This is a genomic window from Enterococcus sp. SMC-9 (assembly GCF_021011285.1).
Taxonomy (GTDB): Bacteria; Bacillota; Bacilli; order Lactobacillales; family Enterococcaceae; genus Enterococcus_C; species Enterococcus_C montenegrensis.
In genome coordinates, this window is the sequence record NZ_JAILYE010000002.1 from 307958 (window position 1) to 333055 (window position 25098).

The 25098-nt window shown below is 37.3% G+C and carries 22 protein-coding genes and 1 tRNA gene; 7 read left to right on the forward strand and 16 right to left on the reverse strand.

Annotation, left to right across the window (positions count from 1 at the left end; genetic code table 11):
* Nucleotides 1-43: 43 nt before the first annotated feature.
* Nucleotides 44-328, reverse strand: a complete 285-nt coding sequence (groES, locus tag K4422_RS04225) for a co-chaperone GroES (RefSeq protein ID WP_206902476.1) — start codon at nucleotides 326-328, stop codon at nucleotides 44-46.
* Nucleotides 329-533: 205 nt separating this feature from the next.
* Here groES and K4422_RS04230 point away from each other — a divergent pair, with 205 nt between their 5' ends.
* Complete coding sequence (locus K4422_RS04230; RefSeq protein ID WP_230709362.1) at nucleotides 534-1160, forward strand: CPBP family intramembrane glutamic endopeptidase; 627 nt, start codon at nucleotides 534-536, stop codon at nucleotides 1158-1160.
* A 94-nt stretch (nucleotides 1161-1254) separates the two neighbouring features.
* Complete coding sequence (locus K4422_RS04235; protein ID WP_230709364.1) at nucleotides 1255-1893, forward strand: NAD(P)-dependent oxidoreductase; 639 nt, start codon at nucleotides 1255-1257, stop codon at nucleotides 1891-1893.
* 361 nt (nucleotides 1894-2254) lie between these two features.
* On the opposite strand, the gene K4422_RS04240 is transcribed toward K4422_RS04235, so the two are convergent.
* The 7 genes from K4422_RS04240 to K4422_RS04270 form a co-directional block, all read right to left on the reverse strand.
* Nucleotides 2255-3058, reverse strand: a complete 804-nt coding sequence (locus K4422_RS04240) for an MBL fold metallo-hydrolase (RefSeq protein ID WP_230709366.1) — start codon at nucleotides 3056-3058, stop codon at nucleotides 2255-2257.
* Nucleotides 3059-3140: 82 nt separating this feature from the next.
* The gene (locus K4422_RS04245) at nucleotides 3141-4010 is read right to left on the reverse strand and encodes a two-component system regulatory protein YycI (protein WP_206902472.1); all 870 of its coding nucleotides are present in this window, start codon (nucleotides 4008-4010) and stop codon (nucleotides 3141-3143) included.
* Nucleotides 4011-5336, reverse strand: coding sequence for a YycH family regulatory protein (locus K4422_RS04250; RefSeq protein WP_230709371.1), 1326 nt, complete (start codon nucleotides 5334-5336; stop codon nucleotides 4011-4013).
* On the reverse strand, nucleotides 5333-7171 hold the full coding sequence (walK, locus tag K4422_RS04255) for a cell wall metabolism sensor histidine kinase WalK (RefSeq protein ID WP_206902470.1): 1839 nt from the start codon (nucleotides 7169-7171) through the stop codon (nucleotides 5333-5335). The genes K4422_RS04250 and walK overlap by 4 nt, the downstream gene beginning before the upstream one ends.
* A gap of 4 nt (nucleotides 7172-7175) precedes the next feature.
* Nucleotides 7176-7880 carry a response regulator YycF gene (yycF, locus tag K4422_RS04260; protein ID WP_206902469.1) on the reverse strand — a complete coding sequence of 235 codons (705 nt, stop codon included), beginning with the start codon at nucleotides 7878-7880 and terminating at the stop codon, nucleotides 7176-7178.
* A 205-nt stretch (nucleotides 7881-8085) separates the two neighbouring features.
* A complete protein-coding gene (locus tag K4422_RS04265; RefSeq protein WP_230709373.1) occupies nucleotides 8086-8943 on the reverse strand; it encodes a DegV family protein in 858 nt (285 codons plus the stop codon).
* Entirely contained in the window at nucleotides 8936-9508 is a 573-nt protein-coding gene (locus tag K4422_RS04270) for a DUF1836 domain-containing protein (RefSeq protein WP_230709375.1), read from the reverse strand. Before K4422_RS04270 ends, K4422_RS04265 begins: the two co-directional genes overlap by 8 nt.
* 597 nt (nucleotides 9509-10105) lie before the next feature.
* Here K4422_RS04270 and K4422_RS04275 point away from each other — a divergent pair.
* A tRNA-Lys gene (locus K4422_RS04275) sits at nucleotides 10106-10178 on the forward strand.
* 149 nt (nucleotides 10179-10327) lie between these two features.
* On the opposite strand, the gene K4422_RS04280 is transcribed toward K4422_RS04275, so the two are convergent.
* The 5 genes from K4422_RS04280 to K4422_RS04300 form a co-directional block, all read right to left on the reverse strand.
* Entirely contained in the window at nucleotides 10328-12691 is a 2364-nt protein-coding gene (locus K4422_RS04280; RefSeq protein ID WP_230709377.1) for a glycoside hydrolase family 2 TIM barrel-domain containing protein, read from the reverse strand.
* Nucleotides 12692-12864: 173 nt separating this feature from the next.
* Nucleotides 12865-14592, reverse strand: a complete 1728-nt coding sequence (locus K4422_RS04285; RefSeq protein WP_206902458.1) for a PTS lactose transporter subunit IIBC — start codon at nucleotides 14590-14592, stop codon at nucleotides 12865-12867.
* Nucleotides 14593-14615: 23 nt separating this feature from the next.
* A complete protein-coding gene (locus tag K4422_RS04290; RefSeq protein ID WP_206902457.1) occupies nucleotides 14616-14936 on the reverse strand; it encodes a PTS lactose/cellobiose transporter subunit IIA in 321 nt (106 codons plus the stop codon).
* 70 nt (nucleotides 14937-15006) lie between these two features.
* A complete protein-coding gene (gene lacG, locus K4422_RS04295; RefSeq protein WP_230709523.1) occupies nucleotides 15007-16407 on the reverse strand; it encodes a 6-phospho-beta-galactosidase in 1401 nt (466 codons plus the stop codon).
* 23 nt (nucleotides 16408-16430) lie between these two features.
* The gene (locus tag K4422_RS04300; protein WP_206902456.1) at nucleotides 16431-17264 is read right to left on the reverse strand and encodes a PRD domain-containing protein; all 834 of its coding nucleotides are present in this window, start codon (nucleotides 17262-17264) and stop codon (nucleotides 16431-16433) included.
* 478 nt (nucleotides 17265-17742) lie between these two features.
* Here K4422_RS04300 and K4422_RS04305 point away from each other — a divergent pair, with 478 nt between their 5' ends.
* On the forward strand, nucleotides 17743-18168 hold the full coding sequence (locus K4422_RS04305; protein WP_230709379.1) for a GNAT family N-acetyltransferase: 426 nt from the start codon (nucleotides 17743-17745) through the stop codon (nucleotides 18166-18168).
* 163 nt (nucleotides 18169-18331) lie between these two features.
* Here K4422_RS04305 and K4422_RS04310 read toward each other — a convergent pair whose 3' ends face one another.
* Genes K4422_RS04310 through K4422_RS04320 form a run of 3 tightly spaced genes read right to left on the reverse strand, consistent with a single transcriptional unit; the run spans nucleotide 18332 to nucleotide 21098 of the window.
* Complete coding sequence (locus K4422_RS04310; RefSeq protein ID WP_230709380.1) at nucleotides 18332-18466, reverse strand: FeoB-associated Cys-rich membrane protein; 135 nt, start codon at nucleotides 18464-18466, stop codon at nucleotides 18332-18334.
* On the reverse strand, nucleotides 18467-20626 hold the full coding sequence (gene feoB, locus K4422_RS04315; RefSeq protein WP_206902453.1) for a ferrous iron transport protein B: 2160 nt from the start codon (nucleotides 20624-20626) through the stop codon (nucleotides 18467-18469).
* Nucleotide 20627: 1 nt separating this feature from the next.
* Nucleotides 20628-21098: a FeoA family protein gene (locus tag K4422_RS04320; RefSeq protein ID WP_206902452.1), complete on the reverse strand. Its 471-nt coding sequence runs from the start codon at nucleotides 21096-21098 to the stop codon at nucleotides 20628-20630.
* A 331-nt stretch (nucleotides 21099-21429) separates the two neighbouring features.
* On the opposite strand from K4422_RS04320, the gene nrdH reads away from it, so the two are divergent.
* The 3 genes from nrdH to nrdF all read left to right on the forward strand — a co-directional run bounded on the left by nrdH (nucleotide 21430) and on the right by nrdF (nucleotide 25053).
* Nucleotides 21430-21654: a glutaredoxin-like protein NrdH gene (nrdH, locus tag K4422_RS04325; protein WP_206902451.1), complete on the forward strand. Its 225-nt coding sequence runs from the start codon at nucleotides 21430-21432 to the stop codon at nucleotides 21652-21654.
* 183 nt (nucleotides 21655-21837) lie between these two features.
* Nucleotides 21838-24000, forward strand: coding sequence for a class 1b ribonucleoside-diphosphate reductase subunit alpha (gene nrdE, locus K4422_RS04330; protein WP_206902450.1), 2163 nt, complete (start codon nucleotides 21838-21840; stop codon nucleotides 23998-24000).
* 90 nt (nucleotides 24001-24090) lie between these two features.
* Nucleotides 24091-25053 (forward strand): class 1b ribonucleoside-diphosphate reductase subunit beta, encoded by a 963-nt coding sequence (gene nrdF / locus K4422_RS04335; protein WP_230709525.1) that lies wholly within the window; start codon nucleotides 24091-24093, stop codon nucleotides 25051-25053.
* Nucleotides 25054-25098 lie beyond the last annotated feature (45 nt).

Sequence of the window (25098 nt, forward strand, 5' to 3'; positions counted from 1 at the left end):
CTAAAACACCTCATTTAATTTTTTTATAACGTTTTTTGTGTGATTATTCCACAATAGCGATAATATCTTTACCATTAACAATTAAATATTCTTTGCCTTCATATTTCACTTCTGAACCAGCATATTTTTCAAACATTACTTGGTCTCCCACAACAACTGGGATTGCGGCTTTTTCACCATTTTCTAAAAAGCGGCCTTCACCAACAGCGATAACTGTACCTGTTTGTGGTTTTTCTTGTGCAGCTGATGCTAACACGATTCCGCCTACAGATTTTTCTTCTTCTTTTGCGACTTCAATGATCACGCGATCACCTAATGGTTTTAACACGATAAATCCCTCCATCAATTTTCATGTATTAGCACTCTCAATAGTTGAGTGCTAACCTACAAGAACTATATTACTCATTTTACCCCCACAATGCAAGTTTTTTCCCTTGTTTTTTTATTGAAGAAATTTTGCCTATTTTCCGAAGTAATTGTCTTGCGAAAATGATTCAGGTATACTTTTATTAGACAACTAAAGGAGTAGTTAAATGTCACAAATTAAATATAGCTTTTCATCAATTTTATGTTATGCTTTCGTTTTTTTAATTCCTGCTATTATTAAAATAAACAACGGCGAGACCCTCACTGCTGGTTTATCTTATTTAATCGGCACTGGTGTTCTAATTTTTTTATACCAAAAAGTTCCGCCTTTATCCTTTGAAAAAAATCCGATAAGTCGAAAAAAAATTATTCTCACCGGACTGATTGGTATTTTATTGACCGTCTTATTAATCGGCATCACTGGCTATATCGAAACTTTTTTTAGTATAAAAAATAATTTTAATCGCAGTCTCAATATGATGGAAGTTTTGTGGCAGCGGCCTATTTTTGCAGTTATAGCCACTATCTGTGGTCCCATTATGGAAGAACTCGTTTTTAGACGGGCTTGTATTGGCTTTTTTGGTGAATATTTTTCTTTACCTTTGGCAATTTTATTTAGTGCAGCAGCGTTTGCGCTAGTTCACACCGATAGTGATATTTTAGTCTACTTTATTTTAGGCTGCTTTTTATCCTTTATTTACGTCAAGACAGGTTCAATTAAAACGGCCATCCTTAGTCATTGCGGTGCAAATATTTTAGTATTGCTTATTCAAGTATTGCGCTTTACACTTTAATCCTTTATTTTAACAGGCTTTTTTTTAGCAAAAAAAGTAGCTAACCGCTAAAATAAAGGATGTAGTGTTTTTTTATTTTTAAGGAGGCGTTTTGATGAAAATTGGAATTATTGGAGCCACAGGTCATGTCGGCAGTCATCTACTAAAAGCGGCATTAGACGATCATTATGATGTTACAGCGATCGTTCGTAGCCCTGAAAAATTGCAAGTAGCTGTGCCCGTGCTAAAAAAAGATCTTTTTGATTTAACAACTGCTGATCTCTCTGCTTTTGATATTGTGATTGATGCTTTTAACGCACCCCACGGACGAGAAGAAATGCATAAAACAAGCTTGCTTCATTTAGCTAAAATTTTGCGGAAAACATCTGTCTGGTTAATTGTAGTCGGCGGCGCTTCTTCTTTGTATTTGAATCCAGAGCGAACAAAACGCTTGCTAGATACCATTCCAGCCAGCTCTCCCATTCATCCAACGGCGTCAAATATGGCCCAATCATTGGCTGAGTTAAAAGAATTTCCTGATGTTGTTTGGACTTATGTATCACCTGCCGCAAACTTTATCTATGATGCCCCTTTTACTGGTAAATACCAAATCAACGAAGATATCTTGGAAAAAGATAGTGCTGGAAAAAGTGAAGTCAGCATGGCGGATTATGCGAAGGGTGTTATGGATTTAATCAAACAGCCACAAAAAAATATTCACATCAGTATTGCTGGCGATAGTACAAATTATTAAAAAAACTTCGCTAACACCCTTTGCTCTCAAAAATTTCCGCGGAAATTTCAGAAATCATTCCGCAAATTTTTGAAAATATCGCCTTATTCCTAGCAGCGTTAGCCCATGAAGCTAGACCCTAAGAAAAGCATCATGAACTTGATCTACTCTTTAGCAATAAGATAGAATCTTGATAAATTGCTCTCCAAATTTCTCAAGATTTTGACTTATTGTCATTAAGAGTTAGTTCATGAAGCTAGACCCTAAAAAAAGCATCATGAACTTGATCTACTCTTTAGCAATAAAAAAGCGGAGACAAAATTTTGTCCCCGCTTTTTTACATATAACTGTCGTTTATTCACGACTTTTTTCATATCAATACTTAAATTGCAAACATTTCACTGGCTTGATCTGGGTCTGTATCGTAAATTTTAAAGTTATAATCCACACCTAAATCATGTTCTTTCAAAATATTTTTCATCGTTAAATGGGCGAGCTCTTTCATATTGTTTTCTTTACTTAAATGCCCCAAGTAAATTCTCTTCGTGCTATCTCCGATGATATCTGTCATAACCAGTGCACCATCTTCATTTGACAAATGGCCTCGATCCCCTAAAATTCGTTGTTTTAAACTCCAAGGATAAGGTCCCATCCGCAACATTTCCAAATCGTGGTTACTTTCCACTAAATAGGCATCTGCATCGCGAATAATCCCACGAACATGATCACTGCAATAACCAGTATCTGTCAACATTACAAAAGATTTGCCGTCTTTGTGAAAACGATAAAATTGCGGTGCCGCTGCATCGTGAGAAACGCCAAAACTTTCAACGTCCATATCCCCAAAGGTTAGAACCTTCCCCATTTCAAAAATATGCTTTTGCGCGACATCAATTTTACCTAGCATACCATCCATTGCTTGCCAAGTTCCTTCATTGGCGTAAACATCCAGACCATATTTTCTAGCCAATACTCCCACACCATGAATGTGATCGCGATGTTCATGGGTAACTAGTATTGCATCTAAGTCCGCTGGATCTTTGCCTACTTCTGCTAATAAAGATGTAATTTTTTTGCCAGAAAGACCGGCATCAACTAGCAGTCGTTTTTTTCCGCTTTCAATATATAAAGAATTACCAGAACTACCACTGGCTAACACACTAATTTTTAAAGCAGCTTCTGCCATCTGCTAGACTTCCCTTCAACTAAACTAAAGCGTGATTGAAATTTACAACCTCACCTTCTAAACGATTTTTATTATACATACCTTAATTGGTATTTTCCACCTTTTGCAACGTATTATTTGTAATAATACGATTTGTAAAGGCGTTCACTGTTTCAATTTGAACATTATTTTTACCAGTTTCCACAGCTACTAACCAGGCAGGCACATAGACATTTTTACCTCGAACTTGTAAAATCATCACATAAGACAGCTGGCGCCACAAAATTTTGGATTTTGCTGGTAGTTTGTTATTGATGTAAAGCGTATTGACAGCATCTTTTTCACTGTATAAGCCCATCTTTTCCCGTAGTTTTTCAATTGCAGACAGATGGGTTTGCATATAACGAGAAACACGCAGTAGACCGTCATTTTCTTCTAAGATAATTTCCATTTTACTCGTGTCATCATAAAAAGGAATACCTTCAAAGCTTTGGGCACAAATAATTTCTGGATATTCTGGATCTGTTAACGACTCATGGGGGACATACATGTATTCTTGCCCAAATAAAACTTCATTTGAATCCTTCAAAAAAGAATCCACATTCTCTTTGGTTTCTTTACTATCTTTAATATAAAAATTCGTACTCGGCGTATAAATGAATTGACTGTGATTTTCTCCAACAAAGTTTGTCCCGCTGTTGAAGGCTGCACCGTTTTTTTCCTTAGCCGTATTGACAGCTTCATTCATATTTGTTGGTACCGCAGCCAAATAATATCCTTCTTTTATTTCTGAAGAAAGTTTGCCTTTGATACTAATCTCGTCTGCTTCCAAACGCTGTAAGATATCAATTTTTTGATTCGTACTAGAAACGTTACCTTCTTCATTTTTAGTAGCGTGATAAATATTAAATAAAAAGATATTCACACCCAGAAAAGCTAAGAAGAAGATCCATTCGATTTTTTTAAAATCCAATTAATCCGCCCCCGTTTCCTGCTGGATTTTAGCAATTAAACTATCATAAGAATACCACTGACCATCATAGCGGATATACCACATCGGGACTAAATCTACAACACCACTAGTGGCAGATAGATCTTGGCGACCATAAGCAATCACAAGCGATTGAACCAAACTTTGATCGACCCCCATATAAGCCAGGTTTTCAATAATCGTATGACTTGGCGGTAATTCCACGACCTCATCAGAAGGAATCGGTACTTGGATTGCATTCATACTTGAGAGAATTTGGACCGGCAAAGCACCGTTATCTGTTTTACTTTCTCCGTTTATTTTTAAATTAACTTCCCCTTGATAAGCATCCCCAAACACAGGATAGCCTTCCACGAAAATACGGTAAGTTATTTCATCTTTGTCGCGATCAAAATAACGTAAATTTCCCAAATTAGCACCAAGGCGTGTGATATAACTGAAGCTTTGGGAATAGATATCGCCCTCACCACCACTTAAGTCAATCTCCCCACGAAAATCAATGAGCTGCTTGTCTTCTTGAATACTCATATTTTCAGTGCCATCATATAAAACAAGGTTGCTAGTTTCTTCATTCATTTTTACATCTTGGGGATTTGTGAAAAATGCATCCCGGAATGTTGTATAAGATAAATTAGAAGCAATATAGCTATAACGCTTCAATTTGACCGGCGTTTGCGTATTGTATTGCATACTACTGATGCGATTTTCTTCATTCATTTGCAGCCAATTTTTTTCTGCGGCTTGGCTTGCAATTTGCGTAATCTTCAGCTCATCAATGGTTACTGGCACCTCGACAATTTGATGACGGCGCATATTAATAAAGCGAATTTGATGACTGTCAAAGTCAAGCTGCACCTTAGTAAAATGAACATCTTGCAATTTATCTAATGCTAAGTCTAGATTAAACATTTCAACATATTCCTTCACTAAAAATGGGCCAAAATATGAAAGTTCAACGCCATTTTTAATATCGACATCAGCAAAAAATTCTTCATCGCTGTCATAGTTTTTTTTCTCAGGGGTACCAAAACTAGCTTTATTCACTAGATTTTGAACATCCCCAATAATTGTGTCTGTAGATGTCTGCTTAATATTGCCCTCACCATTGACCCATACCAAACGTAGCGGTAAAAAAATGTCGGTTGCTTTTCGGATATTCTGGGTCGTACTGACAATCCGTTCTGCTTGCTTATTGGTTTGCAAGTTACTGCGCGCAGTCGGGCTCAACCAAATCATATAAGAAAGATAAAAACTTAATGCGATTAAAAAAATCAAACCGATACGAATAATACGTTCGGATATTTTCATTCCCACCATTCCCCCTCATATGGTTCATAAGGTAATGTAATAAAGAAAGTAGAGCCTTTGCCTTCTTTACTTTCAGCCCAAATACTACCACCATGGGACTTAATTACTTCTTTTGAAATTGCTAAGCCTAGGCCTGTACCACCTTGTTTTCGTGCTCGCGCCTTATCGACGCGATAAAAACGATCAAATACTTTTTGCAAATCTTTTTTTGGAATACCTAATCCTCTGTCTTGAACGCTCAAGACGATGTTATTATGCGTTTCCATCAAACGAACAGTAATCGTGCCGCCGTCTGGTGAATACTTGATGGCGTTATTCATGATATTATCAATCACTTGCATCATTTTATCGGTATCCACTTCAACCCACAATTCCCGTTTGGTAAATTCTCGCCGAATTGTATATTTTTTCTTTTGATCCTGGGAATTCATCATCATATCAAAACGATCCAAAACAAAATTCACTAGTTCATTAAAATTAATATATTCTAGTTGCATATTATTTTTACCATTATCCATCCGCGATAAATTCAAAAGATCGTTGATCATGCGAATCATACGGTCGGTTTCATCTAGCGTTACTTTTAAGAAATTTGGTGCAATTTCTTTGTCTTGCCAAGCACCTTCACTCAAGGCTTCAATGTAACTACGCATACTGGTCAAAGGTGTCCGTAATTCATGGGATACATTTGATACAAACTCCCGGCGTTCTTGCTCTGTTTTTTCCTGTTCGGTTACATCGTGCATAACGGCTACTAAACCACTAATAAAGCCCGATTCACGCCGAATCATGGAGAAGTCCGTCCGTAAAATAATTTCACTGCCATCTGGTGCTTCACGAGAAATTAACATTTCATCAGGATTTTCCAAAAGTTTTCGCAGGGTATAATCTTCTTCAATATCTAGTAGTTCTAAAATCGAATGTCCCACTGCTTCTTCACTGGTGACATTTAAAAGGTTGATTGCCATTTCATTAATCGTAATGACTTTTCCTCTTCGATCGGTGGCGACAACACCATCTGTCATATGCGACAAGACACTATCTAGCCGATTTCGCTCTGCTTCCATCGCTTCTTGCGTTTCTTCGATCCGATCTCCCAGTTGATTAAATGTTTCAGCCAATTGCCCTAACTCATCTTTACCATGAACAGCCACCTTACGACTATAATCTCCTCTGGCTATTCGTCTTGCTTGTTCTCGCATTTCTCCAATCGGTTGTGTGATCGAGCGGGAAACCAATACCGCCACGATTATTGAAATGGCCGCCGCGATAATCGAAGCAGTAACAAAAATCAGAGCCGTATTTTGAATTTCTAAGTATTGTTTTTCAATATCACTCTTAATGTAAACAGCTCCGATAATGCTATCGCCTGTGGGAGATTGAATTGGTTGTACATTAATGTAAACTCGATTTCCTGTTGTATCATCAATGGCCATCTCAGATTTTACGGCTAAATCATCAATATCGCGATAATCATTTTTTTTGCCGCGGGCACTACGATCAGAAACATTGGTAGTCGCTCTCACAATGCCTTTTTCATCCACAACTCGAATTTCAATAATATCGCCGCTTTTATTCGTGTCAATAATCCGCTGAATAGAAGCATCCGCTTCATCGGTCTCTTTATCATTGTCTTTACTCAATTCTGAGCCAAGCGTGCCGGATAAACTGGCAGCTTGTCGGTTCATACTCGTGGTAAAACTTTCGATCGTTTTATTTTCCAATCCGCGAATAAAATACGCCCCGATAATCTCGATCGAAATAATTAAGATCAAGATAAATGCCAGGGCGATTTTAAAGTTCACTGATTGAAAAAAGCGAACTTTTTTATTCATTCCATTACTCCTGTTCCGGATTGCGTAAATAATAGCCTACGCCTCTTCGTGTCACCAAATAATTAGGATGGCTTGGATTATCTTCAATTTTTTCCCGCAGACGACGAACTGTTACGTCAACAGTTCTGACGTCGCCAAAATAATCGTAACCCCAAACGGTTTGTAACAAGTGTTCTCTGGTCATTACTTGACCTAAATGCTTTGCCAAATAATGTAACAATTCAAATTCTCTATGGGTCAGCTCAATCGCCTCACCATTTTTCATAACCATGTAGGCTTCTGGTTGAATGGTCAAATCTCCAATGACAAGTTCGGAGTTTGGCGCTTCTTCAGCTTCTTTTGCCGCAGTAGAACCACGACGCAAGTTGGCTTTAACCCGAGCAACTAATTCACGGTTTGAAAACGGTTTGGTTACATAATCATCTGCGCCCAATTCCAGCCCTAAAACTTTATCGATTTCAGAATCCTTGGCTGTTACCATGATGATTGGCATATCATAGTTTTTGCGCACTTCCCGGGCGACTTCTAGCCCGTCAATTTTTGGTAACATTAAATCCAATAAAATCAAATCTGGCTCGACTTCTTTCACTTTTTCTAGGGCTTCTTCCCCATCAAAAGCAGTGTGTACCTCATAACCTTCTTTGGTTAAATTGAATTTGACGATATCTGAAATTGGTTTTTCATCGTCAACAACTAATATTTTCTTCATTAGAAGACACCTCTTTATGCTTCTTAAATTTGTCTCTATTATTATAACTCATTTTGACAGGCATTTCATTAAATGGAAAATTTCCTGCTCTAGCAGCCTTTTGAAAAGAAAAAGCTTAACAAAAGAGTAAGAATTAAGTCAAATAACACACCTTTTTTCTGACTTTGATTCTTCACTTGTTAAGCTTCCTTCATTATTTTTTTGATTAGTCTAATGCTTGAATCCCAAAACCTAATAATCCGGGACCAGTATGGACAACCAACGCTGGGGAAATTTGCCCAAAGAAAAATTCTTTGACTTGGGGAAATTCTTTTTTCAAGTGCGCCAACATCATTTCAGCCTCTTCTTTTGCATCACCATGAGCAACTGCTAATCGAACTTTTTGATGATTCCCGATTGCTTCAGAAATCAAACGCACTGATTTTTCCAAACTTTTTTTGCGCCCTCTGGCTTTGGCAACGGTATAATAAATTCCTTCATCATTGCATGAAATTATCGGATTTAATTTTAATGCATTGCCTAAAATCGATGCGACTAAACCAATCCGGCCGCCTTTTTGCAAATATTCTAAAGTTGCCACATTGAAGTAAACTTTGTTTTGCAACACTTCTTTTTCCAATTGGGCGATTAATTCGGTAAAAGATACTCCTGATTGCAATAGTTCTGCTGCTCGAATCGCTTGTAGGCCAGCCCCAATACCAATATTTTTCGTGTCAAATGCATAAGTAGTTAAACCTTCATAGTGCTCGCCTAAAAGACGAACAGCATTATTTGTCCCGCTCAAACCACCAGAAATTGTAATCGCTAAGACATGGGTAAACCCATCAGCTTTGATTTGATCAAAAATTTTATTAATCGTATCGCCATCAGGTAATGAAGTAGAAGGAATTTCCTGACTTAATTTGGCATAAATCTCTTCTGGGGTGATGTCTACTTTATCGGTGTATTCCCGATCTTTATAAATAATTTTTAAAGGAATCGTGTACATATGATTTGCGGCAACAATTTCTTGTGGTACGTCTGTTCCAGAGTCTACTAGTAAGGCAATTTTTTCTTTAGTCATTATTTTCTCCTTGTCGTAAATAATCAATCTCACAACTAATAACTTTTGCGGCTAGAATTTTATTGGCAAAGGCAATTGTCGCCGTTCGGGCTGCCAAATAAGCAAAAGGGATAGGTTCATTGGGGTAAGTTATCCCTTCACCTTGCGCTTGGCGGGCGATTAAATGAAGCGCACTTTCTTGCTCACGACAAAAAAAGTTATAGGCCTCACGAATGCCATCGGTACGTCCTTGAAAAACAATTGCTTCTTTTATTTCGGGAATCGTTAAAACTTGCTTCAAAGTGGTAATAGCAAGTAAAAACGCCACATGGGTTCTGGTATAACGTTTTTTAACTGGCGGTGGTATCAAGCCTAATTTGACGTAATTGTTTACCATTGACTTTGTCAAAAGCGGATGCTTGTCGCCTGTTGTCACAGGGGATAAATATTGATCAACTAATTGAATCACTTGATCCATATATAATTCCAAGTCAGGTAATTGGTCCCAACGTGGTAAATGGAACTCACTAATTGCTTCGCCCCATTTTTTTAAAGTTTCATTTTGAAAAGTATCATTCATTTTCATTACTCCAAATAAATTTATGATAATTATATAAAGTAGTTTTAAAAACTAGATAGAATATAACACATTCTACGAAACAAAACTAGCCAACTAAAGGAAAATTTTAGAAGTAGCCCCTAGAAAGTTTGCATAAATTTCCACAGCTTTTAGACAATAAGAGCAAAATATTGCAAAATTGCAACTCAAATTAAAATTTTTTACTTCGTGCTAGTAAAACGAGTTTATAAAGTGTGGCAGGAAGAAAGGCTTTCTAAAACTTGTTTTGCTTTCCAGCAGAAAACCAAAAAAGTTAGCTCAAGAGGGTGATGGCTAAAAAGACAGCTGCACTAAATTTTTAAAGTAAAAAAAAGACCTGTCGGCGGGGAACCGACAGGCAGGAGTAAAAATGAAAAAGTGTTAGGGTTTGTCTTAAAAAGACAGGTTATTGTTGGTACTCTTGTATAGTAACGAGAAAGTGTGAAAAAAGTGTGAATGAAGTTTTGCACCTCTGTAAAATTTTTCTTGCGATAAATTAACCAAAGCAAAAATATTTTCCTCTTTATTCTTGCATTTTCAAAATCAGAGTGCTAACATAAAAAAGTACTTTTCTTAAAGTATTTTGGGCCGTTAGCTCAGTTGGTAGAGCAGCTGACTCTTAATCAGCGGGTCGCGGGTTCGAGCCCCTCACGGCCCATTGGGTGCCAAACCCACGCCACCGGTATGATCTCGGCGTCTTTTAGACGTTTCGAAGAGATTGTATGCGGTGGTATTTTTTTGTCTTCAAAAAAGTGATTTTTAAAAGCGCAAGTAAACATCGCTTTTAAAAACCACTATCTAACAGTGCTATAACGTAATGATCAAATCGTGAAATCCAGCGACAGAAAACACTGCTTTTGCTTTCATGTCTACTTTTGTTTTCACATAGCAAATAGCGCGACCATTGCGTGTTCTTCTATATTTTTCACCATAATTGGTAATATCGTCCATATCCCCATTTTCAAAGCCTAAAAACTCGCAGTTTTCGCCTTCAAAGTGAATAACTTGATTGGTATCGGTTAGATTTTCCTCTTTGTCGACGATAGATAATTCAATTTGTTGGATTACTTCATCTTGTGGCAAAAGCATTTTAAAAGCCGTTGGCACTTGCCATAGATTGGCGGTTAACCGCTGTCCTTGCCCTACTGCTTTTAAAGTATCGATGATTGTTTTCCCATCTTTGTGGGCTGTCAAAATTAATGGGCCTGCTACAAATGGAACAATGGTCGAATAGTACCCCTCCACTTCATCAAAAGTTAAAGCAATTCTTTCCTCATTCACCTTCAATTCAAAACTGGCAGCATTCGTGTAGAGGCGAATTTCAACTTGTTCGCCTTCACTGTAATTCCATTTGCGATAAACAGCTTCCCATGGATCCTCTGATTTTTCTTTAGCAGGACGCGTAAAAAGACGGGCAGTTAATTCTTCTGACCACCAGCTTTTACGTTTATAAAACATCATGGTTTCATATCCGCACATATCCAGTAAACCACGATAAGTTCCATGTTTGGGCCAAACGCCACGAGATTCGCCTAAATAATCAATTCCCGTCCACAAAAATTGACCGGCAATATACGTGTTATCTTTTACCGCTAACCAATTTTGATAGCTGTGGCGATTTTCACTGCCGATAAAGGGCTTGTTCGGAAATAGGCGGTGATGTTTTTCATACAAGTGTTCTTTATAGTTATAACCAATGACATCTACACTATCTACTAAGCCCGTTTGATAGGATAATTCTGGAAAAGCAGCAGCCAGTGTCGTTGGCCTTGTTGCATCTTCTTTGTGGACGATTTCACTCAACTGTTTGGCAATCGTTGTCAGACGACGCGTATCCGGACGATTAGGATTATAAATTCGCTCTTCTACTGGTTTATTGGCGTCATTATTGCCTTCCATTTCATTGAATAGGTCATTGGCATACGGATCATTGGGATAGTCAATCTCGTTGCCAACACTCCAAGCGATAATTGAGGGATGATTTTTATTACGCAATACCATATCCACTAAATCTTTTTTGTGCCAAACTGGAAAGTCTTTGGCATAACCTTCATATTTTGGCGGATAGACATTGTGACCTTGCCACCATTTGTTTTTTGGGTTTTCCCATTCGTCAAATGCTTCATCAAAAACAAAAAAGCCAAGTTCATCACACAGATCGTACAAAATTTGCGCATGGGGATTATGCGCCATCCGAATCGCATTGCAACCAGCTTCTTTTAATTTTAACAAGCGACGCAGCCAGACTGCTTTGGGAACAGCTGTACCAAAACAACCGGCATCTTCATGCAGACAAACCCCTTTTAATTTTAGATTTTCGGTATCATTTAAAATAAAACCATTGTCAGCAGTAAAGGCAAAGGTGCGAATACCGACTTTTTCTTCATAATGATTCGCCTTATCACCACTTATAATACTCGTAGTTAAAGTATATAAATTGGGACTTTGCACCTGCCATAATTTTGCATCTTTTACAGTCGTTTCAAATTGAATTTTGCAAACTTCACCGGCTAGTAATGAAACTTCTTCATGCCCTACTGTTACGACAGTTCCATCTTCATCTGTTAAAGTTTGTTTAATCACTGCCGTTGCTTTTTTGGCAGTGAAATTTGTTACTGCTGTTTTGGTTTTCACAACAGCATCTTGCTCATTTAACGCAACGGTTTCAAACGTAATCCCGTAGCGATCCACCATAACGGGATTGCTGGTGACAATTGTAACAAGACGAGAAATCCCACTGCCGTTATACCAACGAGAATCTGCAATGTCTGTATGATCCACTCTAACGGCAATTACAAGTTCATCATTGGTGTTATAGCTTAAAATTTCAGTTAAATTAAATTGAAATGAACTATATCCCGATGCCCAGCCGCCAACATGATACCCATTGACCCAGACCTGACAGTTTTTATAGACACCATCAAAACGCAATTGCGTCACTTTATCGGTAACTTCGCCAATCTCATTTATGGCAACATGAGCCCGATACCAACCAATCCCCCCCGGCAAATATCCCGTACCGCTAGAGGCGGCCTTTGTAAAATCTTGTGTAATACTCCAATCATGAGGCACCGTTACATTTTGCCAGTTTTCGTCGTTAAAATCTTTTTGCCACGCGATTTCATTATCACCTAAATAAAAACGCCAATCATTAATGGGATATTTTTCCATTTGTATTTTCCTCCATTGTTCAAAAGACTCCTAAACTTTTCAACTTTACATTGTTTATCCAAAAGATAATTTCTTCAACTAGGCAGCCATTGTTTTTAATTAGATCTGTCTGTTTGAAAAAAGGGTAGAACCATTTTTTCGTTCTACCCGAACTAAGAAGAAATCTTAGTAATTTATTTATTTAATTCACCTAGGACAAAGTCAACTGCGCCTTTGGGATCACGGGTTAAATTAATATACTGCGCCCCTTTTGTCGCAATTAATTTGATACCTAATTTATCAGTATCGGTCTTAATATCTTCGTAGTAGCTATTTACTTGTGGCGCTAAAACAATAACATCGTAGTTATTCATAATGTCATAATGAGACCCATATGACCCAGCTGCTGCATTAATGTGTTTCCCGGTTTCTGCTGCACCTTTTTTCAAAGCGTTGGCCAACATCGCACTAGTTCCCGCACCAGCACACAAAACTAAAACATTTAAATCTTCATCGTAACCTTTGCCACTAGCATTTGGACTAACAGCAGGTTCTGTCTCAACAATAACAGTTTCATTGCCATCAACAACTGCTGCTGCACTAGCTGGCGCTAATTCTGGTGCAATTGTTTCTACTTCATCTATCTCTTCTACCCGTTGTGCTTCTTGTTCAACCAAAACTTTATCGTAAGCTTTACAAAACGGCATATAAATGAAGAAGTCGACTACTAATAATGTGGCAGCCAATAAAAATGAAATTGGTTGGAAATTAGTTGATAATACCGTACCAATTGGTCCTGGCGTAGCCCACGGCAAGACATACATGAAACCATTCATCCCCAAAATATCGATGAATAATTTACCAATAATTACATTGGCAACCGGTGCTAAACAAAATGGTACTAAGAAGTATGGATTCAAAATGATTGGTGCTGCAAATAGTAACGGTTCATTGACGGCAAACATGACCGGAATAATCGAAGCTTTACCAACTGCTTTTAGCTGTTTGGAACGCATTAACAAAATGAAGATAATTGGTACGATAAACGTTGCCCCGGTACCCCCTAATTCACCAATGAAATTCCCAAAGTTTTCCGTCAATGAATGAAAAGGATGTTCACCATTTTGGAATAATTTCAAGTTTTCTTCAGTATTTCCATACAAAGCTGAAGACAGGCCCGGTTTTACAACCGATGGACCGTGTACGCCAACAAACCAAAACATCGGAATTAAAAACCAAATCAAAGCCATTCCCGGATAAGACTCGGCGGCTGAAAAAAGTGGTGATAATAATTTAGAGAACATTTCCCCAAAAGGAGCATCAATGAAATAACGAGAAATCAAATCGATAATTGCACAACTTAAAACTGAAAATGAAAAAGGAAAGACATCTCGAAAATTTTGCGAAATACTACCGGGTACTTCTGGTGGCATTTTGATGGTAATGTCACGTTTGATACAGAATTTATACATATTAACGGTGATGAAGGCTGCAACAAAAGCTGATAACAAACCTTTTGTTCCCATGTAATCTGCGACAAAGGCACCGTCTGTTTTATTAACAGCAAGTAAAAGCATGCCACAAATTGAAGCTAGCATAACAGAAGTTTCGTTAATCACTTTACCATCAGGCATTTTGCGGTTCATAGAACCTGCTAAACAACGTGCTGTTGTTCCGGCCACCAACATCCCCACTAAGCCCATGGTAAAGTCATAAATTTTCCATAACCAGGTTTCAAATTCTGCTGGTAGTGTAATACCAAAAATTGGCGGGATTGCCGCAATCAAGATAAAAATACTGGAAAATAAGATAACTGGCATCGCTGCCAAGAAACCATCTTTGATCGCCGACAAGTAAATGTTTCTTGAAATCTTTTGAAAAGTTGCCTGATGCTTTTCGATTTGTTTAATAATGGCGTTCATTTCATTTCCTCCTTAACCTTTGTTTATTTGTTGTATTTTTCTTTATATAAGTCGACAAAGTTTTCTGTTAATTCTTTTAAAAGAATAGTCGTCATCAAATGATCTTGCCCATGAACAAAGATAAAACCGATATCTAAATCTTCACCTTCTGCTTCTGCGGCCAGACATTTGGTTTGAGCATTATGGGCCAAATTCAAATTTTCCTCAGCGTCAGCCATGAGTGTCGTAACATTTTCAAAATTGCCGGCCCGGGCTTCTTTAATAATTGTTAATAGGCTACTTCTAGCGTCACCAGCATATGCGACAATCTCAAAGCCCAGCATCTGTAATTCTTCTTTATTCATCATTCTCACTCCATTTTTTCAATATTCTGAATTCGTTTTCCGGATAATTTTTCGCAACTTCTACTAAAGTTTAAATAATTACTTTTGTTTCACTGACAAATTTATACCAATATGCCGATTCTTTGGGATAGCGTTTTTGCGTTTCAAAATCCACATAGAACAAGCCATAACGTTTGTTGTAGCCATTGGCCCAAGAAAAAACATCCATTAAAGACCAGATGAAATAGCCTTTGACATCGACACCCGCAGCGATGGCTTTTGCGATAGCATTAAAATTCCCCCGTAAATATTCAATCCGCGGACCGTCCATAATCACGCCATCATTGAAGTTATCTTTAAACCCTAAGCCGTTTTCAGTAATATAAATTTTTCCATAATTTGGATAGTCGGCTTTAATTCGAATTAATAAATCAGATAAACCTTCTGGATAAATAGCCCAATCCCAATCATTTTTAGGAATATCATCTCTTTGAACACGTTCACCAATTCCTTTGATCCGGTAAAAACTAGTTCCTTTTTCCCCAGTACCATTAAATCCAACTTCACTTTTTCCTTCGTAATGTTGTACCCAATGACTTTGATAGTTATTGATTCCCAGAAAATCAGTTTGGGTAGCAGCTTTTTCCATCTCAAGAAAATCTGACTCTTCAAAAGTAATACTTGTATCATTGGCAGCTAAAATTTCATTAACTAGCGCCATCGTTTTATCAGAATAGCGTCCTTTATAAGTTGCATCTAGTAAAAAGGCAATAGAGAGCGCATCATCTTTAGCTGCAGCATGAACATCTTCTTTTGCTTTGGAATAAGGATATTTTGGTTCCAGGGAGTGCACAACACCAATTTCACCAGCGTAATTGCCTGCTTTAAAAATGTTCACAGCCCGTGCGTGGGCCCACATCATATTGTGTAAACAAGTCACTACTTTTTTTAAATCAAATTTCGTTTCTGGCGGGAAGATACCTGTTAAATATTGATTCGTGGCCACAGGATAAATTTCATTAAAGGTACTCCAATAATGCACTTCTTTAAATTCTTCAAAGCAAAACTTAGCGTAGTTAACAAAATGTTCCACGTTTTCTCGGTTTAAAAAGTCACCATTATCAAATAATGTCTTCGGCGTATCAAAATGATGAATGGTAACAAAAGGAATGACCCCTTGTTTTTCACATTCCGCAAAGACGCGATGATAATAATCCACACCAGCTTGATTGACCTTTCCATAACCATTCGGGAAAATTCGACTCCAAGCAATGGACATGCGCAAACTGTCGATCTTAAACTCGCGACATAGTTTTAAATCAACTGGATACTGATGATAAAAGTCACTGGCCGGCTCTGCGGTGTATCTTCCTTTTTCCTCAAGCCACGTATCCCAAGCAACTAAGCCTTTGCCGTCTAATTGTGTTGCACCTTCAGCTTGGTATGCCGCAATTGCACCACCCATGATAAAATCTTTTGGTAGGGTTCTCATTTCTTTCATTACTAAACCTTCTTTCACAATAGTCGTTGAATATGAATTGCCAGATATACCCGCTCGCTATCGCTTAATTTGCGATTCGCATAATCGCTTACCAATTGATAAATTTCATTGCCAATCGCGTAGGCACGAGGATAATCTGTTTTGATATTTGTTTCCAAACTTTTAGAAAAGATGACTTGTTCTGCTGGCTGATCGAGTCTATCTGCAAAATAATTCAAATGAATCATTAAACGATCATAAAAATTTTTATTTTCTTCGGTTCGTACAATACCTTTATTTAATAATATTTTTTCTACCTGATTAATAATATCTTGACGGGGATCCAAAACTTCATTTGTTACAGGCTCCCCTTCCCGTTTGGCATTGATAAAATGCAGGGCAATCCGACCAATTTCATCATCAGGAAAATGCGCATTTAATCGCTCATTAATAATGGTGACACCCATTTTGCCAATCGCATATTCTGTCGGATATTCTTTACTCATATCAGGTAAGCGACTGACTTCATAGTTCCCTTTTTGCTGATTTTGATAGCTCCAATAAATATGATCGGTTAGTGTTACATAGATATATTCCTGAACTGGATAATTGAATTTAGAAATCGCCGTATCAATCACTTCATAACCGGTAGTAATAAAATTTAAAGGTAAATCTTTTAGCAGTGAAGAAAAATTTTGCTGGGACTCTTTATTGCGCAACATGAAAAGTTTACTAATATCTTCTTTTTTTAGTAAATCGCCTTTTTTCTTTTGAAAGACAATACCTTTTCCCATTGCAATAGCCTGCTCATCGTTTTCTATTCGAATAATGGCGACATTATTATTTAAGACTTGAATAATGCGATACATTCTATTCCCCCTAACTAACCAATAAAAAAACCGCAAATGATAGGATTATCATACCATGTAAAGATACTGGTACTCACCTAGCATTCGCGGTTTTTGCCTAATCGAATAGTAACAATCCACTACGTATTAACTTCACAAGTATCGTAACATGTAAACAAACACTTGTAAACCCTTTCTAACATATTTCTACTGTATTTTTTTCAAAAAAACACTTATACCAAACATAATCAAACACAAAGCAAATGTTTTTGCTTTTCTCACTCAAAATATTCCTTGCTAAATCAACAATTTAAATAAAATACTATTAGAAAATTTGCGAATTGAATAACACAACAAACCCACACAAAAAAACGTTTGCATTTTAACTTTTTTTGTCATTTTACTAAAATTTTTACTTACTTTTATAAAAATCTATTTAGAATTCCAATTGGTTAAAAGAAACTGCTATACTAAATACGTATAGACAGGAGGAATTTGCATGATTCGAATTGAAACCAGTCAGACAGAAACCATTGAACCTTTATTAAGAGAAGTTTTCACAGCGCAATATCAGGCACAATTTCACGATGAATTGCCCAAAAAACACGAAAGACTTGCCATTGCCGCAACCTTAGCAGATGAATTAGTCGGCGGATTAATCGCCAAGCAAGATTTTGAAAATCTTCACGTCAGTCTGTTAGCTGTCAAACCAGAATTTCAAAACCAAAAAATCGGCTCCCGACTTTTACAAGCCTTAGGTGATTGGGCACAAGAAGAAGGTGTAATTAACTTAACCTTAACAACCAAAAGTTATCAAGCCGTTGAATTTTATCAAAAAAATGGTTTTACTATCTTTGGCAGCCTACCGGATACACCTATGCGGGGCGTCACCAAATACTACTTATATAAACGTGTCACAAAATAGCGCACCTTCTTACGCTTAATAAAAAGAAGGGCTTTACCAATTTTTCTTCACGCTCAAAAACAAGAGGCGGTTTTTTCTCAACTTTTCTTCCTATTTTTAAATAGCGCAATAAGGGGCTATGACAAGGATTTTGTCATAGCCCCTTATTTTACTTTTACAACTACTAAAACTGTTCCGTTTTTTTCACAGGACAACTTGTTTTACAATCTTCACAACTGCTGCCTTTTTTTACTTGACGGTAAACAACAAAGGCTGCTGCGCCAAAAATTAAGAGACTTAAAATTATCGTTGCTACCATTTATTTCACTTCCTCTTTTAATTGATGCATTGAAATGACATCATTTTTAGGTGCGGGTGTTTTACGAATTAGTAAGAACAGACCGTAGGCTAAGACCGCGGCTGCTAAAATAGTAGCCGCATTCATTGGGCCTCCTTCAAAGATAACCCGGCCAAATTGATAGACGACAAAGCTTACCGCATAAGCTAAACCACATTGGTAGCCCACTGCGATCCAAGTCCATTTCGCATTGCCCATTTCCCGATGAATCGCGCCAATTGCTGCAAAACACGGTGCACATAGCAAATTGAACACTAAAAATGAGTAAGCCGCTACTGGTGTAAAGGCTGCTTGTAATGGTCCCCAAATTTCTACACCATTTTCAGAAACTTCATCTAAATGACTAAACAAAATGCCAAATGTGTTGATCACATTTTCCTTGGCGATCAGTCCAGTAATTGTTGCAACTGCACCTTGCCAATTTCCCCAACCTAATGGTGCAAACAATGGCGCAATCACACGACCTAAATTCGCTAAAATACTTTGATTGCCATCAACTGCTTTTAAGGTAAAGCTGTAATTGGACATAAACCACAAAACGATACTGGAGACAAAAATAATCGTCCCTGCTTTTTTAATGAAGGAAAATCCCCGATCAAAAGTTTGGCGGAAAACATTTTTGACTTGTGGCAAATGATAAGCGGGTAATTCCATAATAAATGGTGCGGGATCACCGGCAAATAAGTGCGTTTTTTTCAAGGCAATGCCTGACAAAACAATTGCGGATACGCCAATGAAATAAGCAGACGGTGCAACCCAACTTGCTTGTGGGAAAAAGGCACCGGCAACTAAGGCAATGATTGGTAATTTCGCAGAACAAGGCATAAAGGTCGTTACCATAACCGTCATACGACGATCTTTTTCATTTTCAATTGTGCGACTCGCCATAACCCCCGGCACACCACAACCGGTTGCAATCAACATGGGGATAAAGGATTTACCAGATAAACCAAACTTACGGAATAGACGATCCATTACAAAAGCAATCCGTGCCATATAACCACAATCTTCTAATAGTGACAAGCAGAAAAAGAGCACTAATAATTGTGGGACAAAACCTAAGACAGCTCCGACACCGGCAATAATGCCATTTAAAATTAGATCTTGCATCCAAGCGGCAACGTGCCATGCCGCGAGATTTTTCGTAACAAAATCCGGTACGACTGTTCCAAACAAGACATCGTTGACCCAATCTGTTCCCATGACTCCAATTGTTTGGATAGACAGATAATAAATCCCCCACATAACAAAGGCAAAAATTGGAAGTGCCAAGAAACGATTGGTCACGATTTGATCGATTTTATCGCTGATAGTTAAGCGTAATTCATTTTCATTAACGGTACATAATGCCATTAGGCGCGCGATAAATTCATAACGCTCATTTACCAAAATGGCATCACTCGTATCATCAAAGATTTTTTCTGTAATGGCAATAATTTCGTTAATTTCTTTACGCTGAATTTTACTTAAATCTAAATTTTCTGTTGCCAATTCATCTTTTTCAAATAATTTTGCAGCATAAAAACGTGCTTGTTTTTGCGCAACAGTATTACCTAAGACGTCAATAATTTCAGTTAAGGCTGCTTCTAAACGCTCATCATAAGTCGGATATGTCGTTTCAGGAGGAAATTTTTCCGCTGCTTGCGTACTTTTATGAATCAATTCCTGTAACCCTTGTTTTTTCAAGGCACTCATGCTCACTACCGGAATACCTAAGCCATAAGCTAATTTGTCCAAGTTAATGGTTTTGCCACTTTTTCTGATGAGATCCATCATATTCAATCCTAAAACAACAGGAATACCTGTTTCCATAAGCTGCGTCGTTAGATATAAATTACGTTCCAAATTAGTCGCATCGACAATATTGATGATCGTATTAGGTGAACCTGTCAATAAATAATCTCTGGCAACAATTTCTTCTGGAGTATAAGGAGATAAAGAATAAATCCCAGGCAAATCTTGAATGGTAATATTTTTTTGTTTCTTTAATGTACCGGATTTACGCTCAACAGTAACCCCCGGCCAATTTCCCACGGATTGCATGGAACCTGTTAATTGGTTAAATGTACTTGTTTTCCCACTATTGGGATTCCCCGCTAAAGCAAATTGCAAGTTTTCCATACTATCCCTCCTTTTTTAACTCCACTAAAATATACTCTGCTTCACTTTTTCTTAAAGATAATTCATAGCCACGCAAATTAATTTCAATGGGATCGCCTAATGGTGCTAATTTACGGACCGTTATCACAACATTTTTAGTCAAGCCCATATCCATTAAGCGGCGTTTGACCGCACCTTCGCCAAATATTTTAATAACTTTGCCTTTATCTCCTACTGCTAATTGATCTAAAGATAAGACTTCTTCTTTTTTTGCAGCTGGCTCGACGATAATTGCTTCTAATAAACTCTGGTCTAAAGCTAGGCGCGCATTTTGAACTAGGACAATTCCGTCTTGACCTTTACTTTTTAACAACACAACATGACTGCCGGGCAACAATCCTAAGTTTTGTAAATGCTTTTGAACTTCTGCTTGCGCTGTTACTTCTTTCACAACAAAGGTTTGATTGGGTGCAACTTCTGCTAATTTTTTCATGAATACTCCTTTACTGACAGGAATCAATTGCGACTGATAATTATTCTCATTTAGAATAAGATCTACCGCTAGCAAAGTCAATCAAATTTAAAATATTGTAATATTTTTCACATATTAATAATTATTCTAATTTAGAACTAGACCATTTTCTATTCTCATCATGAAAATAGAAAAGAAAACTTGTCCTTCTGCTATCTTTTCAACTTGTCTATCCCAAAACCACAATGTATAGTGTGTTTATTATTACAAAACACAATATCTAGTGTTTTTCGTTTGACTTTTAGTTTTACTTCTCTATACTGAGAATATAAAGAATTAAGGGGGCATTATCATGACGATTACATTATTTTCAAAAAACAACTGCATGCAATGTAAAATGACAAAACGCTTTTTAACTGAGAATCATGTCAGTTTTAAAGAAGTTAACATAGATGAAGAGCCAAACGCATTGAACTTTCTAAAAGAACAAGGTTTCAAAAGTGTGCCGGTAACAACTGCTGGTGAAACAACAATCATCGGTTTTAGACCGGACCAATTACGTAGTCTTGCTTCTTAAACGCATTTAACCGAGGTTGTATCCTAGACAAAATAGCAGCAGTCTAACTGGCAGATATTTTACAAATAGTGGAAAATTATTTTTACCAGTTATACAAGCATATTTTGCAATTTACGGGGACACCTCCTTTTTTTCGCATTTTTTTATTTTTTAGAGCCTAAAAAAAAGAAAGTTGGTCCTTCCATGAGTTTAAAAGAGTTAAAAGATGTTAGTTACTACAAACTAAATAACGAAATCAATCGCCCTGTTAATGGTCAAATTCCATTAAACAAAGATCAAGAAGCTCTGCAAGCTTTTTTCAAGGAAAATGTGTTACCAAATACCAAGCAATTCGCTACATTTAATGAAAAACTGGAATATCTTGTAGCGCAAGATTATTTGGAAGCAGAGTTTCTAACACATTATTCTGCTGCATTTATTACAAAATTATACGACTTTTTATTAGCCCAAAACTTCACCTTCAAATCGTTTATGGCAGCCTATAAATTTTATTCGCAATATGCCTTAAAAACCAATGATGGTGCTTTTTATTTAGAAAATTACGAGGATCGTGTCGCAATTAACGCCTTGTATTTTGCTGCAGGCGATGAAGAGTTGGCGTTAACTTTAGCCGATGAAATGATTCATCAACGTTATCAACCCGCAACGCCTTCTTTTTTGAACGCAGGACGCAAACGCCGAGGAGAATTAGTGTCTTGTTTTCTAATTCAAATTACCGATGATATGAATTCAATCGGCCGCGGCTTAAATTCTGCATTGCAACTTTCTCGAATTGGCGGAGGAGTCGGGATTACATTATCCAACTTGCGGGAAGCCGGAGCGCCAATTAAAGGCTATGAGGGTGCTGCAAGTGGTGTAATGCCGGTTATGAAATTATTTGAAGATTCCTTTAGCTACTCGAATCAATTGGGGCAACGACAAGGTGCAGGGGTAGTTTACTTAAATGTCTTCCATCCGGATATTATGGCTTTCTTATCGGCAAAAAAAGAAAACGCCGATGAAAAAATCCGTGTGAAAACTTTATCCCTAGGTGTATTAGTTCCCGATAAATTTTACGAGTTAACCCGTAACAACGAAGATATGTATTTATTTAGCCCTTACAGTGTCGAAAAAGAATACGGCGTTCCCTTCTCTTATATCGATATCACTGCAGAATACGACAACTTAGTTAAAAATCCGAATATCCGTAAGCAAAAAATCAAAGCGCGGGAATTGGAAAATGAAATTTCTAAATTACAACAAGAATCTGGCTATCCTTATATTGTCAATATCGATACAGCTAATCGTGAAAATCCGATTGATGGCAAAATTATCATGAGCAATTTGTGTTCAGAAGTACTGCAAGTCCAAACTCCATCTGTTTTAAATGGACGTCAAGAATATGAAGTCTTAGGTACGGACATCTCTTGTAATTTAGGTTCAACCAATATTGTTAACTTAATGGCTAGCCCTGATTTTGGTAAATCGGTCCGAGCTATGACACGCGCACTAACCTTTGTAACCGATAATTCTCATATCGATGTAGTCCCTTCCATTGCCCATGGAAATGACCAAGCTCATACAATCGGACTAGGCGGCATGGGCTTGCACACTTTCTTTGCTAAAAATCAATTGGTTTACGGTTCAAAGGAATCCGTTGAATTTACTGATATCTATTTTATGTTGTTAAATTACTGGACCTTAGTCGAAAGTAACAAAATTGCTAAAGAACGCCAGCAATCTTTTTACAACTTTGAAAAATCAGCCTATGCTGATGGCAGCTATTTTGATAAATATATTGCTGAAAATCATATCCCCCAATCTGCTAAAGTGAAAGAATTATTTGACGGCATTTTCATTCCGACAGGTGAAGATTGGGCCAAATTAAAAGCAGCCATTCAAAAAGATGGCTTGTATCATCAAAACCGCTTAGCAGTAGCGCCAAATGGTTCTATTTCCTATATTAATGACACAAGTGCCAGCTTACATCCTATTACTCGGATGATTGAAGAACGTCAAGAAAAGAAAATTGGTAAAATTTACTATCCAGCGCCTTATCTCTCAAATGAGACATTACCTTATTACACATCAGCTTATGATATGGATATGCGCAAAGTTATCGACGTTTATGCCGCAGCCCAACAACACATTGATCAAGGTATGAGCTTAACGCTGTTTATGCGTTCTGACATTCCCAAGGGCCTTTATGAATGGAAAACGGCTACCACCAAACAAACGACCCGTGACTTGAATATTTTGCGTCACTACGCTTTTCATAAAGGCATTAAATCGATTTATTACGTCCGTACCTTTACCGACGATGCAGAAGAAATCGGCAGTAACCAATGTGAAAGTTGTGTCATTTAACCCTTAATTACAAGTGAAAAAAAAGGGCTTGTTTTAACAGCTTGCATTTTTTGTGAGCAAGCTGTTAAAACAATTACGATTAGGAGGCAGATCATGGCAACTTATTATGAAGCCATTAACTGGAACGAAATTGAAGATATTATCGATAAATCCACTTGGGAAAAACTAACCGAACAATTTTGGTTAGATACCAGAATTCCGCTATCAAACGACTTGGATGACTGGCGGACTTTATCAGAACTTGAAAAACAAACAGTAGGCCACGTTTTTGGCGGGCTGACCTTATTAGATACCGTCCAATCTGAAAGCGGAATGGATCAATTACGAAAAGATGTCCGTACCCCCCATGAAGAAGCGGTATTGAATAATATTCAATTTATGGAATCCGTCCATGCCAAAAGTTACTCATCGATTTTTTCAACCTTAAATACAAAATCAGAAATTGACGAAATCTTTGAATGGACCAACACGAATCCATATTTACAAAAAAAGGCCGAACGAATCAATGAAATTTATAAAAACGGCACACCTTTGGAAAAGAAAATCGCCAGTGTCTTTTTGGAGACATTCTTGTTTTACTCTGGTTTTTATACACCTTTGTATTATCTAGGTAATAATAAATTGGCCAATGTCGCTGAAATTATTAAATTGATTATCCGCGATGAATCTGTTCACGGAACGTATATTGGCTATAAATTTCAATTAGGTTTTAACGAACTGGATGAAACCAAACAAGAAGACTTAAAAAATTGGATGTATGATTTATTATATGAATTGTATGAAAATGAAGAACGTTATACCGAAGAATTATATGATGAAATCGGCTGGACTGAAGAAGTAAAAACCTTCTTACGTTACAACGCCAATAAAGCATTGATGAACTTAGGACAAGATCCGCTTTTCCCAGATACTGCCGATGATGTTAACCCGATTGTTATGAACGGAATTTCAACTGGAACAAGCAATCACGACTTCTTCTCCCAAGTCGGCAATGGTTATTTATTAGGTCAAGTTGAAGCAATGGAAGATGACGACTATAACTTTGATCTTTAAGTAAAAAAGACTTCGCAAATTTCATTTTCTTTTGACTACTACTAG

Excerpts from the sequence above, each read along its gene's own strand:
- K4422_RS04230 (WP_230709362.1), top strand. The coding sequence starts at position 534 with ATGTCACAAATTAAATATAGCTTTTCATCAATTTTATGTTATGCTTTC.
- K4422_RS04235 (WP_230709364.1), top strand. The coding sequence starts at position 1,255 with ATGAAAATTGGAATTATTGGAGCCACAGGTCATGTCGGCAGTCATCTA.
- K4422_RS04240 (WP_230709366.1), bottom strand. The coding sequence starts at position 3,058 with ATGGCAGAAGCTGCTTTAAAAATTAGTGTGTTAGCCAGTGGTAGTTCT.
- K4422_RS04250 (WP_230709371.1), bottom strand. The coding sequence starts at position 5,336 with ATGAAAATATCCGAACGTATTATTCGTATCGGTTTGATTTTTTTAATC.
- walK (WP_206902470.1), bottom strand. The coding sequence starts at position 7,171 with ATGAATAAAAAAGTTCGCTTTTTTCAATCAGTGAACTTTAAAATCGCC.
- yycF (WP_206902469.1), bottom strand. The coding sequence starts at position 7,880 with ATGAAGAAAATATTAGTTGTTGACGATGAAAAACCAATTTCAGATATC.
- K4422_RS04265 (WP_230709373.1), bottom strand. The coding sequence starts at position 8,943 with ATGACTAAAGAAAAAATTGCCTTACTAGTAGACTCTGGAACAGACGTA.
- K4422_RS04270 (WP_230709375.1), bottom strand. The coding sequence starts at position 9,508 with ATGAAAATGAATGATACTTTTCAAAATGAAACTTTAAAAAAATGGGGC.
- K4422_RS04280 (WP_230709377.1), bottom strand. The coding sequence starts at position 12,691 with ATGGAAAAATATCCCATTAATGATTGGCGTTTTTATTTAGGTGATAAT.
- K4422_RS04285 (WP_206902458.1), bottom strand. The coding sequence starts at position 14,592 with ATGAACGCCATTATTAAACAAATCGAAAAGCATCAGGCAACTTTTCAA.
- K4422_RS04290 (WP_206902457.1), bottom strand. The coding sequence starts at position 14,936 with ATGAATAAAGAAGAATTACAGATGCTGGGCTTTGAGATTGTCGCATAT.
- lacG (WP_230709523.1), bottom strand. The coding sequence starts at position 16,407 with ATGAGAACCCTACCAAAAGATTTTATCATGGGTGGTGCAATTGCGGCA.
- K4422_RS04300 (WP_206902456.1), bottom strand. The coding sequence starts at position 17,264 with ATGTATCGCATTATTCAAGTCTTAAATAATAATGTCGCCATTATTCGA.
- K4422_RS04305 (WP_230709379.1), top strand. The coding sequence starts at position 17,743 with ATGATTCGAATTGAAACCAGTCAGACAGAAACCATTGAACCTTTATTA.
- K4422_RS04310 (WP_230709380.1), bottom strand. The coding sequence starts at position 18,466 with ATGGTAGCAACGATAATTTTAAGTCTCTTAATTTTTGGCGCAGCAGCC.
- feoB (WP_206902453.1), bottom strand. The coding sequence starts at position 20,626 with ATGGAAAACTTGCAATTTGCTTTAGCGGGGAATCCCAATAGTGGGAAA.
- K4422_RS04320 (WP_206902452.1), bottom strand. The coding sequence starts at position 21,098 with ATGAAAAAATTAGCAGAAGTTGCACCCAATCAAACCTTTGTTGTGAAA.
- nrdH (WP_206902451.1), top strand. The coding sequence starts at position 21,430 with ATGACGATTACATTATTTTCAAAAAACAACTGCATGCAATGTAAAATG.
- nrdE (WP_206902450.1), top strand. The coding sequence starts at position 21,838 with ATGAGTTTAAAAGAGTTAAAAGATGTTAGTTACTACAAACTAAATAAC.